Here is a 13,316-nt window from a genome sequence, read left to right as displayed (position 1 = left end):
TGTACTGCTTAGGCAGCTTCAGGACCTGCGGCCGGGCAGAAGGAGCAGCGCATCGCCCACCGGGCGCTCACCGGTGGCGTCGGAGGGCGAGTTCACAACCTGGCCGTCCTGGACCATGGTGGTGGACCCGCCGCCGTCGAGGTTGATGGCGTCGACCATGCCGAGCGAGCGGGCAACGTCCGCCGCCTCCTTGATGCTCAGGCCAAGCGAAGTTGTTTGGCGTCCATCGGCGGTGACCAGCAGCGTGCGGCCCTCGGCGTCAACACCGGCAATCGTGCGAGGGTTCCGCTTGTGCACCCAGCCGTAGTAAAAACTGTTGCTGTCACCGGAGCGGACCATGCCGTCCCGGGCAGCCGTCACGTGGACCGCACCGTCTTCGATGAGCACCGGCCCGCCGTTGACGACGTCGGTGGTGGCGCCGGTTTTCAGGGGCTTGCCGTCCCCGTTGATGAGGTCAGTTTCGACCTTCAGCCGGGAGCCAACCTTGGCCAGCGCGGCGAGCTTGTCCACGTCCGCTCCGGTGGCCTGCAGGGTGTGCCCGCCTGCAGGGACAGCTGTGCCACGGACGCTATTGACGGCGGTGACCGTCCCGTGGACGTCCAGGACGACTTCCATCCCGGGGCCGGACGGCGTGGCGGAACCGAACTCGGGCGTGAAAGCCACTATCTCGTCCGCGTCGGTGCACGTGAAGTCGTGCAGCGGCAGCGAAATCGGGGTGTCGTCGGTGCCGCCGCAGTTCCGGATGAGGCCGGGCACGCGGTTGACGCCGTCCAGGGCCAGCTTTCCGGTGTTCCCGGCGGCAGTAACTGACCCGGCCCAGTGCAGGCGCTGGATGGAGCTCTGATCCTTGGGACCGATGACCAGGGAGGGCCGGTCTCCGACCGGTTCGCTCAGCACCTTGCCGTCCCGAACTGCCGTGCCGGCCGGGTCTCCCGGTGCTCCGGCCTTCGGGTCCAGCACGAAGTACCCGCCGTTCACGGCTGCGAGTGCGCCGGCCGCGGCTGCAAGCTGGCTGGTGGTTTCCCGGTCCTGCAGGTTCGGGCCGAAGGAGGACTCCAGCTCGCCGCGGAATTCCTTAGGGTCAATCGTGAGGACCTCCAGCTTCCAGGGACCGCGCGTGTTTTCGGCGGTGCCCTCGTCGCCGTCCCAGCCGGTGTAGATCACGGAGGATGCGTAGCCGGCGGCCTTGATCTTCGCGACGGTGGCGGACCCGTCGGCTTTGGTCGGGAACTGTCCGGCGCGCACCCGGTAGCCGAGGTCGCCACCTGAGTCGGCCAGCCTGGGGGACTGGACATGCTCGACGCGTGCAGGAACGCCGGCTGCCTGGAGTTTGCCGGCAACCGAGCGGGCCTGCGCCTCCGCGGACAGTGCTGACGCGGGCGCGTCGGGGTCAGGTGACGCCGACGGGATGGCCACCTCGGCGGTCCACTGCAGGTTCTGGTTGGGGGTCCCCCGGGTGATGGAGGTCCGGGTCAGTCCGGGGGCCAGTTTGGTCTCGGTGCGGTTCTCGGGCAGGTCTGCAGCGCCAAGGTCCAGGATGCCGGACGCCGCGGGCGCGGCGGCTGCATGGGCCGGGGTCCAGGCTGCGGCATTGGAGGGACCGGCGGGGGCGACGAGGCAGGCAAGGGGGAGCCCCAAGGCCAGGGCGGCGACGGCGGTCCTGCTGAGGCGGCGGTTGAAGGCAGGCATGCTCAGATCCGTTCCGCGCCGGGGCGGCCGTTCCCGACAGCGAACGAGGCATCGACGACGGCGGGTGAGGCCGTGTCGGCGGCGGACGCCACGACGAGGTAGTCGCTGCGGAACTCCTCGGGTGTCACGGTGCAGCGGGTCCAGCCGCGCTTGTCCGGGTTGATGTAGCGAGTGTGCGGGTTCGCCGGCAGGCCGTTCTTGATGGCCTGCGCCCAGCCGCAGCCGGAGCTGATTGACGTTCCGACAAATTCGGTAGCCACCACCCTCGACTTCGGATCGGCATAGTCGCGAAGGAGGTCGTTGGCGAAGGCTGCGTGCCAGTCCCCGCTGAGGACCACGGGGTTGGCCGGTGCCTGCTGATCGATGAAGTTGGTGAGCCGGTTGCGCGAGACCACGTACCCGTCCCACTGGTCGTGGTTGACCGACAGGATCTCGCCGGGGTCGTAATCGTACTGGGCCATCATGGTCTGCTGGGCGATCACGTTCCAGCGGGCGGGCGAGGAAGCCAGCCCCTGGAACAGCCACTGCTCCTGCCCGTCGCCCATCAGCGTCCGGGAGGGATCGTACACGCCGGGGTGCTGCGGGCCGCCGGGGAAGTTCTCGGTCAGCTGGTCCGAACGGTACTGCCGGGTGTCCAGGACGTGGAACCGGGCCAGGTTGCCGTAGTCCAGCCGGCGGTACAGGACCATGTCCGGACCGGTGGGCCGTTGCGGGCGGCGCAGCGGCAGGTGCTCGTAGTAGGCCTGGAAGGCATTGGCCCGCAGCTGGAGGAAACGCTCCGGATCGTTGGACGCCTCATTGTCCGGCTGCGATACGCCGTCGGCCCAGTTGTTCTCCACCTCGTGGTCGTCGAACGTCACGACGAACGGGAATTTCGCGTGTGCTGCCTGCAGGTCCACGGAGCTCTTGTACTTGGCGTGGTTGTTGCGGAAGTCGGCCAGGGACTCGTGGTTCCGGCCTTCGTAGGTGTAGTCGCCCACGTGCACCACGAGGTCAAGGTCCTCCTGCGCCATGGTGCGGTATGCGGCGTAGCGGCCGCCGGCCCAGGACTGGCACGACGCCAGGCCGAAGGTGACCCGGCCGGGGTCCGAGCCCGCGGCCGGGGCGGTGCGTGTGTGGCCCACAGGACTTTCCTCGTTGCCCACACGGAAGCGGTACCAGTAGTCCGCCGACGGCCGCAATCCGCTGACTTCGGCGTGCACGGAGTGGGCAAGCTCAGGCGTGGCCGCCTCGCTGCCAGCCTTAACCACGTTGCGGAAGCCGGGGTCGGTGGCCACCTGCCAGCTCACCCGGACCTGGTACGGCGGCATGCCGCCCATCCCGTCTGCCGCCTGTGGTTCGGGGGCCAGCCGGGTCCACAGCACCATGCCGTCCGGGGTGGGGTCGCCGGATGCGATCCCGAGCGTGAAGGGGTTCTGCGGGAAACGCGGATCTGCCCAGGCGGGGGCCGCCGAGAAGCCGTAGACGGCAGCTGCCGCGACGGCGCCGCCAGTTGCGGCGAGGAATCCACGCCGGGACGTGGTGAAGGAACGGGACACAGTGTCTCCTGAAACAGTGATGGGTATGGTCCCATCCATTCAGGCAAGGGCAATTGATCTGATAGTGAACGGCCAGTTAACGCAGTCCGAACCTCTTGCGGCTCGGAATCTCCGCGGAACATCAGCTGGGAGGGCGGCCCGGATCCGTGCCCGCAGCGCCGGATCTGGTCTGCGCTCGGCGCTCGCCGGGGGGCCTTAGCGCCGGACCCCTGGCAGCCGGTCGAGGCGCGACGTCGAATCCCGGATCACGAGCTCGGGCTCGACGACGTAGTGCTGGGCGGGTTCTCCGGTCAGAATCTGGTGGTGCAGCATCTTGAATGTCGCCATGCCCAGCGCCTGAAAGTCGAGGCGCATGGTGGTCAGTGGCGGGGAGAAGTAGGCGGCTGCAGGCATGTCGTCCACCCCGACGATGGAAAAATCCAGGGGTGCCCGAAGGCCGCGTTTCTCCATGGCGCTCATGAAACCGAGGGCAATCTCGTCATTGCTGGCGAAGACTGCCGTGAACGTGCCGGGATCCACAGCCTTGCCGGCTTGGTACCCGGCGTCCGAGGACCAGTCCTTGGCGACATCGAGTACCTGGGGGTCGAGGCCGGCGCCCTGCATGGCATCGCGGTAGCCGCGCTCACGTTCGCGGGCTTCATTGCGGGTGGACGGCCCGGCCACATGCAGGATGTCGCGGTGTCCCAGGCCGATGAGGTGACGGGTCGCCTCCCAGCCCGCAGCGTGCGAATGGGTGCCTGCCGAGCCTTCGTCCGATGACGGAAGCTCGGAAACCGTGATCAGCGGCGTTGACTGGTCCCAGTCGGCGAGCAGCTTACCGACGCCGGGCAGAGGCGTGGACACCACAACGCCGTCCACCTGTACGGATTTGAAGTGCGCCAGCGCCCGCCGCGCCTCGGCTTCCCAGTTCTTCGCCTCAAAGTCGAGATTCAACGCCGCGATAGTGAGGGTGACGTCGGCCTCGCGGGCCGCGAACCCCAATCCCGTGAGGACGCCCGAACTCCCGTAGACGAAGGCGCCCATGGTCAGGACGCCCACTGAGTTCGTCCTGCTGGTACGGAGCGCACGGGCGGACTGGTTGGGCACGTATCCCAGTTCCGCGATGGCGGCGGTGATCCGCTCGCGGGTCTCGGCCCGCACGTAACCAACGCCGGTGAAATAGCGCGACACCGTCTGGGTCGAGACGTTGGCCAGCCTGCCGACGTCGGCCATGCTGGGCCGCGCTCCCGTCCTTGCTTTCGCCACTGTCCGCCTTCCGTCCGCAGCAGTCTGCACCCTACGCCCATCCAAAGTAAGTTTACGATCACCTATGCGCGAACGGCGGCAGTTCGTCTTCTTTCACAAATATTGGTCAACCGGTTGACGTGGGTTATCGTAAACCCCCATACTCCTTTATGGGCTAGGTCACATCTTCGGCCGAGATATCAGTGACGAAAGCACCCTCAACTCATACCTACGAAAGGACGCGACGATGCGTTTGCTTGCCAAAGGCGCTGTTGCCCTGACCGCCATTGCTGTTCTGGCTGGCTGCTCCGCCGGCTCCGGCTCCTCTGCTTCCGGCAAGACCGAGCTGAACTGGTGGGTGATCAACCTGACTTCCCCCACCGCGGTTGCTGCCCAGGACAAGATCATCAAGGATTTCGAAGCAGCAAATCCGGACATCACCATCAAGAAGACCGCCCGCGCCGTTGACGCGCACAAGGACTCGCTGCGGACCGCGATCGGCACCTCCGCGGCGCCGGACATCTACGACTACTGGGCAGGTCCGGGCCTGGGCGGCGAGCTGGTCAAGAACGGCGCCAGTGCCGATCTCACCAGCGAGTACACGCAGTACAAGTGGGAGAACCGGTTCACCGAAGCTGCCCTCGGGCCGGCGAAGCAGTACGGCGGCTTCAACGGTGTGCCGTGGAAGCTCAACGGAGAGGCCATGTACTACAACAAGGCCCTCTTCGAAAAGGCCGGCATCACCAAGCTGCCCACCACCATTGACGAACTGAACGACGCCGCAGCCAAGCTCAAGGACGCCGGCATCACCCCGATCGAGTTCGGCGGCACCGTCAACTGGCACGTCATGCGCCTGCTGGACACCTTCCTCGAGGGCTACTGCGGTTCCGGGACGTTCGACAAGCTGGTCACCAACCAGGCCAACTGGGGCCAGGAGGAGTGCGTCACCAAGTCCTTCACGAACCTGCAGAAGTGGTCCAAGGACTATTTCAACAACGGCTTTATCGGCATCAACAACGACGAGTCGTCCTCGCTGTTCTACACGGGCAAGGCGGCCATGGCCCTCGAAGGTGACTGGTTCAACGCCAGCATCAAGGACAACGCCAAGGTCGAAGACTTCGGCGTCTTCGCCCTCCCGACGGGTACCGGCCGCATGTACGGCTTCGAGCAGGCCATGTACGTCACCAAGGACAGCAAGAAAAAGGACGCTGCAGCCAAGTTCCTGGACTTCATGATGTCCACCCCCGTCCAGAAGGAAACTGCAGGCCAGTTCTCCACCCAGTCGGTGAACAAGGAAGTGAAGTCCGCAGCAACGGACAGCCTCAGCAAGTCCTGGGACGGCATCTTCAAGAACGCCAAGGGCCTGTACATGAACAACGACCAGAACCTCAGCCAGTCCCAGACCACCGAGTACTGGCGGATCCAGAACCTGGTTGCCACCGGCAGCCTGGACCCGGCCAACGCCGGGGCTGAGTTCCAGAAGTTCCTGGATTCGAGCAAGTAGCTCGTTCGCTGAAGGGCGGGACTGTGCCCCGCACGTGGCCCGCCCTTCAGCCCACTGACCGATCCACAGATCAAAGGCGACCTCTCTTGTCTAAGCTCACAGCCACGCGCCTGGAGACACCACCGGGCCCCGTCATGCGGCAACCCTCAAAGAAACCGCTCCTCAAGCGCATCGCCGGCGGCGGATTCATCGCAGCCCTGCCCTTCCTAGCCCCCGCCCTGGCGGCCTACGTTGTCTTCGTCATCGGCCCGATGGTCACCGCCGTGCGGCTGAGCCTGTTCAAGTGGTCCGGCTTCAACTCGGACCCGCAGGTATTCGTCGGATTCCAGAACTACGTCCGTCTATTCACCCAGGATCCGGTGTTCTGGACCGCGATGCAGAACACCATCGTCTGGGTGCTGCTCTCCCTGGTGATTCCCACCAGCCTCGGCCTGGTGATGGCGCTGGCCCTGAACCGTCCGATCTTCGGCCGGAACCTGTTCCGTTCCGTCTTCTACATCCCGGGTGTCCTTGCCCCGATTGCCATCGCGAACATGTGGCGCTGGATGTACAACCCGAACTACGGCGTCTTCTCCGAACTGGCCAAGGCCTGGCACCTGGGTGACGGCTCGGGAGTGACCTTCCTGAGCGATCCCAAGGTGGCCATCTATGCCATCTTCGCCGCCTTCGTCTGGCAGGTCGCAGGCCTGAACATGGTCCTCTTCCTTGCCGGCCTGCAGAGCGTTTCCAAGGAACTGGTCGAATCGGCACGCCTGGACGGTGCGAACAGCTGGAAAGTCTTCCGGCACGTGACCTTCCCGGCGCTGCGCCCCACCGTCGTCGTCGTTCTGGTGCTGACCATCGTCCACTCCATCAAGGTCTTCGACCTGGTGGTGGGCATGACCGGCGGCGGCCCCGCCCAGTCCTCGCAGGTGCTGGCGCTGTGGTCCTACTCCAAGTCCTTCCTGCAGCACGACTTCGGCATGGGCAATGCGGTGGCCACGGTACTGCTGGCCATCACCCTTGTCCTGGTCATCCCTTACCTGATCTGGTCCACCAAAGGAAACGAAGACTGATGAGCACCCTCACTCTCGGGCGCGCCAAGCACGCCGACGGGACTTCCCGTCCACGCCGCAACGTCGACTACATCAGGGTGGGTCTATGGATCGCGCTGGCCGTGACCATGGTCATCTGGGCCATGCCCCTGATCTTCGTGATGTTCACTTCCCTGAAGTCGGAATCGGCAATCTTCTCCACGTCCGCCTTCTCCCTGCCCACCTCGGCCGAGTGGAGCAACTACGCCGAAGCCATGCAGACCGGTAATCTCCTCACCGCCGGCGGCAACAGCCTGCTCATCGCGGCGATCAAGGTCCCCCTGGGCCTGCTGTTCTCGGCGGCTGCCGCCTTCGGCCTGTCCCGGATCCGCTTCAAGCACAGCAAGCTGGTCCTCGGCGCCTTTGCGCTGGGCTCCATGGTCCCCATCCAGGTGGCCCTCGGCCCGCTCTTCAAGATCATCCTGGACCTCGGCCTGCTCAACAGCCCGGTGGGCGTGATCCTGCCCTACATCGGGTTCGGCCTGCCCATCCAGATCTTCATCCTGCACGGCTTCTTCAGCGCGATCCCGAAGGAGATTGACGAGAGCGTCCGCGTTGACGGCGGCGGCAACTGGCGGCTGTTCTGGCAGATCATCCTGCCGCTGTCCAAGCCTGCGCTGGCCGCCCTGTTCATCCTGGACTTCGTGTCCACCTGGAACGAATACGCCATCGCACTGGTCATCCTCCAGGACCAGACCGCGCAGACCATCCCGCTGGCCATCCAGGGCTTCCAGTCCCAGTTCACCAGCTCCTACGGGCCGCTGAACGCCTTCACCATCATGTCCATCCTGCCCGTCATGATCGTCTACCTGCTGTTCCAGCGCTACTTCGTCGAGGGCATGTTCAGCGGCGCCGTCAAGGGCTGACCGTCTCTTTCGGATCAACAACCAACTCTTACAGCAGCTTTCACCGCAGAAAGGCCACCATGGCGACCTTCACCGCCCAGACCCCGCTCTTCGACGTCATGCGCGACCCTGCAGGGCACGAGATCCTGGCCAGCCACGTTCCCGGCCTGGCAGCCAACCCCCTGCTCCACACGCTCTACCACTACCAGCTCGGCCTGATCCTCGGCACCGAGGAATCCCTTCGCAATGACCCGCAGAAGAAGGCTGAGATCCTCGCCAAAATCGAAGCGCTGGATCCGGTGCCTGCCGGCCAGGACCGCTCCGTGCGGGACATCGAACGGCCGTCCGGGTACGAACCTGACTCCGTGGAGCCCGGCAGCGCCACCGCCGAATACCCGGCCGAGGCCCGCAAATGGCAACAGTTCGAGCTCACCCTGCAGGGTCCCTCGCACGGCAACCCGTTCACCGACGTCGAACTCCACGCCGACTTCAGCAGCGGCGGCCGGACACTGCGGGTCCCGGGTTTCTACGACGGAAACGGCACCTACCGCGTCCGCCTGCTGCTGCCGGCTGAGGGCGAGTGGTCCTTCACCACGGACAGCAACGCCCGCTCACTGGACCGGATCACCGGTTCCTTTACGGCGGAAGGTGCCGAACCGGCGTCACGCGGTGTGGTCCGGGTAGCGAATAAGTTCCACTTTGCTTACGACGACGGCACCCCCTACCTGCCGATCGGCACCACCTCCTACGTCTGGACCCACCAGGGCGACGCCCTCGAAGAACAGACGCTCGCGTCCCTGGAATCCGGACCGTTCAACAAGATGCGGATGTGCGTCTTCCCCAAGTCCTACCTGTTCAACGAAAACGAACCCGAAATCTACCCCTACGCGGGAACCCTGCAGGAAGGCTTTGACTACACCCGGCCCAACCCTGCCTACTACCACCACCTGGAACGGCGCATCAGCCAGCTCGAGGAGCTCGGCATCGAAGCGGACCTGATCCTTTTCCACGCCTACGACCGGTGGGGCTTCTCCACCATGAACGCCGCGGCGGACGATCTCTACGTCAAGTACGTCACTGCCCGGCTGGCGTCGCACCGGAACATCTGGTGGTCCTTGGCCAACGAATACGACCTCATGTTCGAGAAGACCACCGAGGACTGGGAACGCTTCGCGGCGATCGTGCAGGAGAACGACCCCAACCAGCACCTGCTCTCCATCCACAACTGCCGTGAGTTCTACGACCACACCCGGCCCTGGATCACGCACTGCAGCATCCAGCGGCGTGACATCTACAAGACCGCCGAGATGACCACGGAGTGGCGCGAGCAGTACGGCAAGCCGATTGTCATCGACGAGTGCGCCTACGAGGGGAACATCGACCAGGGCTGGGGCAACATCACCGGCGAGGAGATGACGCGCCGGTTCTGGGAAGGCGCCATCCGCGGCGGCTACGTGGGGCACGGCGAGACGTACGTCCACCCGGAGGACATCCTCTGGTGGGCGAAGGGCGGCGAGCTGCGCGGAACCAGCCCGGACCGGATCGGCTTCCTGCGCCGCATCCTTGACGAGAGCCCCGGCGGGCACCTCGAACCGCTGGCGGGCCACTGGGACGCACCCAGCGCCGGCATCAAGGACCAGTACGAACTGATCTACTTCGGGTTCAACCAGCCCACCTACCGGCGGTTCGTCAAGCCGCAGGACCAGGCGTTCGAGATCGATGTCATCGACACCTGGAACATGACCGTGGAGACCCTTCCCGGCACGTTCTCCGGGCGGTTCAAGATCGAGCTGCCCGGCAGGCAGTTCGTGGCCGTGCGGCTGCGCGCCCTCTGACAGTTCCACATCACGGCCGGGGACGGGTTTACCCTGTCCCCGGCCTGCCCGCCAGGCTTGACCCACCGCGCCCCTGACCGACCGCTCCGCTGACCCACCGCGACCGAAAGCACAACGTGATCCCCGCCGACAACACATCCCGGTTTCCTGCACCGGCCCGAACCATTGAAAGCGGCCCGTGGCGCCTCCAGTTGCGCGGGGACGAACTGGCCGACATCGAATACCGCGGCCACCCCGTGCTCCGGGCCATCCGGCCCGTGGTCCGGGACCACGACTGGCGGACACTGGCTCCGGCGGTCGAGGCAGTGACGTTCGACGACGGCGGCACGTTTACTTTGCGGCTCACCGTCCGGTTCGCCGGCTTCGGCGCCGAATACTCCGCAGACCTGACCGTCAGTTTTTCCGGCAATGACCTCAGGGTCACCTTCGACGGCACCGCACCAAGTGATTTCCGCAGCAACCGGATCGGCCTGGTGGTCCTGCACAGGCCCGACGACGCCGGGCGGCACGTCACCGTCTCCGCTCCGGGCGGGACCCGCACCGAGTCTGCCTTTCCGGCCGACATCAGCCCGCACCAGCCCCTCGTGGACATCGCGGCGATGGCCTGGGACCGCGACGGCACGGCCTTCCGGCTCGAGTTCACCGGCGACGTCTTCGAAACCGAAGACCAGCGCAATTGGACCGACGCCTCCTTCAAGACCTACAGCACCCCGCTGTCTCGTCCCTTCCCGGTCACCGTGCACGCGGGGGACCAGGTGCAGCAGAGCATCTGCCTCACGGCCCAGCCGGCAGCCGCGGATCCGGGACCCGCGGAACAGGGACCCGCGGAACAGGCGGCTGACGCGGTATCCGCCGAACCGGCAGACAACGTGCTGACGGTGCGGCGGCAGATTCAGGGCAAGGTTCCCGCCCTGGGAACGTCAGCGTCCCGCTCGGCGGCGAGGCTCGGCGTCGTACCTGGTCTGGACGCCCTGATCGTGGAGCTTCCAAGCGACGTAACCCGGGCGAGCGAACTCCTGCAGCCCGCCGTGCGGCAGGCCGCAGAGCTGGGCGCCCCACTGGACGTGCGGATCGCCGCTGGCGGCGGCGCCGACGTCGGGCCTGTGCTGGATCTGCTGCCCCTCGGCAAGGTGGCAAGGCTCGGGGTGTTCAGCTCTGACAGCCACGTCACCGAACCTGAGCTGTGGGAGGAACTGCGCTCCGAAGCGCAGCGGCGCGGCTTCACCGGCACCCGGCTCGCCGGCGCGCGCTCCCATTTCACCGAGCTCAATCGGCGGCAGGACGTCCTTCCCCGCGACGCCGGTGCCCTCACCTACAGCATCACGCCGCAGATGCACGCGACCGAAGTGCCCCACATCGTTGACAGCGTCCCGATGCAACGGCTGACAGCGCGGAACGCGCTCCGGATCGGGGCCGGCAAGCCGCTGCATATCGGCCCGGTGACGCTGAAGGCCCGGTTCAACGCCGTCTCCACCGACGGCGCCTACGATGCCCGGACCGCCGAGGCCATGACCACCGACCCGCTGCAGGCAGAGGACTTCGCCGCCGCCTGGCTGCTGGGCAGCATCGCTGCCCTGACCCTGCCCGGCGTCGAGTCCGTCAGCTATTTCGAGGCCAGCGGCCCCAGGGGCCTGATCGCCGACGACGGGACCCCGACGCCGGCCTTCCGGGTTTTCGAAAAACTGGCCGCCCTGCGCGGCGCCGGGGTACTGCAAGTGGACGGCGACGTCCCCGGGCTGGTGCTCTACCCCGTCTCAACAGACGCCGGCGTGCTGCTCTTCGCGGCGAACCTGACGGCAGCACCGTTGTCCGTGGCGGTCCGGCTGGAAGACGGTGGCGCGCAAACCTTTGACATTCCCGCCTGGCAACACACCATCCGGCCGCTCGGCTGACCCACGAAATGAGGAACAAGATGACCAACAGGCTTGCAGGAAAGACCGCCCTCGTCACGGGTGCCGGATCCGGCATCGGGCTGGCCGTGGCGCAACGCTTCACCGCCGAAGGCGCCCGCGTGTACTTCGCCGACATTAACGCCGAAGCCGCCGAAAAGGCGGCCGCGGCCACCGGCAGCGACCGCGCCACGGCCCTGCCGGTGGATATTTCCGACGAGCCCAGCGTGGAAGCCGCCTATGCCGCCATCGCCGCCGACGGGCCGCTGGACATCGTGGTGGCCAACGCCGGCGTCCAGCTCTTCGGGCAGGACGCCAAGGTGGGCGAGCTGTCCCTGGAGGTCTGGGAAAAGACCGTGGCGGTCAACCACCGCGGAGCGTTCCTCACACTGAAGCATGCCGTGCGGGCGCTCCAGGGCCGGGGCGGGTCCATCATCTGCACCGGCAGCCCCACCGCCGTGGTCGCGTGCGGGCAGACGTTCACCGCCTACTCGAGCTCGAAGGCCGGCGTCCACGGCCTGGCGCGCGTCGTCGCCGCCGACTACGCCAAGGAGGGCATCCGTGTGAACACCGTGGTACCCGGCTACACCGAGACCCCGCTGGTGCAAACCATCGCGGACGATCCCGCCAGCCGCGCCGGCCTGGTGGACTCCACCATGCTCGGACGGGCCGGCACCGCCGCCGACGTCGAAGGCATCATGGTCTACCTCGCCAGCGACGAATCGGCGTACGCGACCGGTGGCCTGTTCACGGTCGACGGCGGCCTGACGGCACTCTGAGCTCATCGAGCAGCCGCAGCACCCGCTCAGGCTGCTCGATGTTGGCGAAATGGCCGCAGCGCGGAATCGTCACCAGGCGCACGTGCGGGACGAGATCGGACAACCGGAGCAGGTCCGACGGCGGCGTGAACACGTCACGGTCCCCGCGCGTCGCCAATACCGGACAGCGGATGCTGCGCCATTGGCCAAAGTCGTAGAGAGCAACGGCTCGGGCAGCCCGCCAGAAGCTGGCCGGCCGGGCGTCATGCCCGAGCCCGCGGATCACCTGCCCGGGAACGGCGGCCGGGTCAGCGAAGAGCGGGGACAGCAGTGGTCCCATCACCGGTGTGGCGGCAACTGCCCTGATCAGCGCCGGCCCGGCCGGTCCGAGGGCAGCCATGGAGCGCATGGCCCACAGCGTGCGGACGAAGGCCGGGAGGCCGGACAGGCTGCGAACGGGATGCCGGACCGCCGCGGACACGCCGAACGTGGTGGCGGAAATGGCTGCAACTCCTGCAGCCCGGTCGGGCCACCGCGCAGCCAGGTGCAACGCCAGGAAGCCTCCCATGGAATGGCCCACCAGGTTCCATCGCCGGTATCCGAGCGAATCCAGAATTTCGACGACGGCGCGCCCCATCGCCTCGACGCTGAAGTCTTCCAGCCGGACATCTGCCGTGGATTCACCCCAGCCGGGCAGGTCTATGAGCACTCGGTCAGCGTCCGGTTCCCTGGGCAGCAGCGCCCTGAACGTGGTCCAGGTCCCGGCAGCGCCGTGAAGGTAGACGACCGGTGTCCCGGACGCGGGATCCCCGCCTCCGGAACCCTGCTGAACCCGCACGGTGGCAGGACCCAACTCCGTGGGAATCATGTGTAGCCGCAATGCAGGTGCACTTGCCGGTGCGATCTCCTGCTGAAGGCCTATGGTCATCTGCTGCTCCTAATACTCTGAAGAGTGTTCGGA

10 protein-coding genes are annotated in these 13,316 nt (G+C 66.4%); 6 read left to right on the top strand and 4 right to left on the bottom strand.

The window, feature by feature from the left end; genetic code table 11:
- Positions 1–18 precede the first annotated feature (18 nt).
- From ACFRAU_RS02615 to ACFRAU_RS02605, 3 genes are all read right to left on the bottom strand, one after another.
- A complete protein-coding gene (locus ACFRAU_RS02615; RefSeq protein ID WP_377998682.1) occupies positions 19–1,689 on the bottom strand; it encodes a phosphodiester glycosidase family protein in 1,671 nt (556 codons plus the stop codon).
- A 2-nt stretch (positions 1,690–1,691) separates the two neighbouring features.
- On the bottom strand, positions 1,692–3,227 hold the full coding sequence (locus ACFRAU_RS02610; protein ID WP_377998681.1) for an alkaline phosphatase D family protein: 1,536 nt from the start codon (positions 3,225–3,227) through the stop codon (positions 1,692–1,694).
- A 195-nt stretch (positions 3,228–3,422) separates the two neighbouring features.
- Entirely contained in the window at positions 3,423–4,472 is a 1,050-nt protein-coding gene (locus ACFRAU_RS02605; protein ID WP_377998680.1) for a LacI family DNA-binding transcriptional regulator, read from the bottom strand.
- A gap of 226 nt (positions 4,473–4,698) precedes the next feature.
- Between ACFRAU_RS02605 and ACFRAU_RS02600 the strand changes: the two genes are divergently transcribed.
- From ACFRAU_RS02600 to ACFRAU_RS02575, 6 genes are all read left to right on the top strand, one after another.
- On the top strand, positions 4,699–5,955 hold the full coding sequence (locus ACFRAU_RS02600; RefSeq protein WP_377998679.1) for an extracellular solute-binding protein: 1,257 nt from the start codon (positions 4,699–4,701) through the stop codon (positions 5,953–5,955).
- Positions 5,956–6,041: 86 nt separating this feature from the next.
- Positions 6,042–7,010, top strand: coding sequence for a carbohydrate ABC transporter permease (locus ACFRAU_RS02595; protein WP_377996371.1), 969 nt, complete (start codon positions 6,042–6,044; stop codon positions 7,008–7,010).
- On the top strand, positions 7,010–7,894 hold the full coding sequence (locus ACFRAU_RS02590) for a carbohydrate ABC transporter permease (protein ID WP_377996373.1): 885 nt from the start codon (positions 7,010–7,012) through the stop codon (positions 7,892–7,894). The genes ACFRAU_RS02595 and ACFRAU_RS02590 overlap by 1 nt, the downstream gene beginning before the upstream one ends.
- Before the next feature lie 59 nt (positions 7,895–7,953).
- Positions 7,954–9,708, top strand: a complete 1,755-nt coding sequence (locus ACFRAU_RS02585; RefSeq protein WP_377998678.1) for a DUF5605 domain-containing protein — start codon at positions 7,954–7,956, stop codon at positions 9,706–9,708.
- Positions 9,709–9,824: 116 nt separating this feature from the next.
- Positions 9,825–11,600, top strand: coding sequence for a hypothetical protein (locus ACFRAU_RS02580; protein ID WP_377998677.1), 1,776 nt, complete (start codon positions 9,825–9,827; stop codon positions 11,598–11,600).
- A gap of 20 nt (positions 11,601–11,620) precedes the next feature.
- The gene (locus ACFRAU_RS02575; protein WP_377998676.1) at positions 11,621–12,376 is read left to right on the top strand and encodes an SDR family NAD(P)-dependent oxidoreductase; all 756 of its coding nucleotides are present in this window, start codon (positions 11,621–11,623) and stop codon (positions 12,374–12,376) included.
- Here ACFRAU_RS02575 and ACFRAU_RS02570 read toward each other — a convergent pair.
- Complete coding sequence (locus ACFRAU_RS02570; protein ID WP_377998675.1) at positions 12,345–13,283, bottom strand: alpha/beta fold hydrolase; 939 nt, start codon at positions 13,281–13,283, stop codon at positions 12,345–12,347. The genes ACFRAU_RS02575 and ACFRAU_RS02570 overlap by 32 nt on opposite strands.
- Positions 13,284–13,316 lie beyond the last annotated feature (33 nt).

The organism is Arthrobacter sp. NPDC056691, assembly GCF_042791415.1.
In the GTDB taxonomy this organism is placed as follows: Bacteria; Actinomycetota; Actinomycetes; order Actinomycetales; family Micrococcaceae; genus Arthrobacter.
The sequence above is the reverse complement of the archived record's forward strand: the minus strand, read 5'-3'. Positions and strand labels throughout refer to the sequence as shown.

Bases quoted from the DNA above. Each gene is read 5' to 3' on its own strand.
- ACFRAU_RS02570 (WP_377998675.1), bottom strand. From the start codon at position 13,283: ATGACCATAGGCCTTCAGCAGGAGATCGCACCGGCAAGTGCACCTGCA.
- ACFRAU_RS02600 (WP_377998679.1), top strand. From the start codon at position 4,699: ATGCGTTTGCTTGCCAAAGGCGCTGTTGCCCTGACCGCCATTGCTGTT.
- ACFRAU_RS02590 (WP_377996373.1), top strand. From the start codon at position 7,010: ATGAGCACCCTCACTCTCGGGCGCGCCAAGCACGCCGACGGGACTTCC.
- ACFRAU_RS02575 (WP_377998676.1), top strand. From the start codon at position 11,621: ATGACCAACAGGCTTGCAGGAAAGACCGCCCTCGTCACGGGTGCCGGA.
- ACFRAU_RS02615 (WP_377998682.1), bottom strand. From the start codon at position 1,689: ATGCCTGCCTTCAACCGCCGCCTCAGCAGGACCGCCGTCGCCGCCCTG.
- ACFRAU_RS02585 (WP_377998678.1), top strand. From the start codon at position 7,954: ATGGCGACCTTCACCGCCCAGACCCCGCTCTTCGACGTCATGCGCGAC.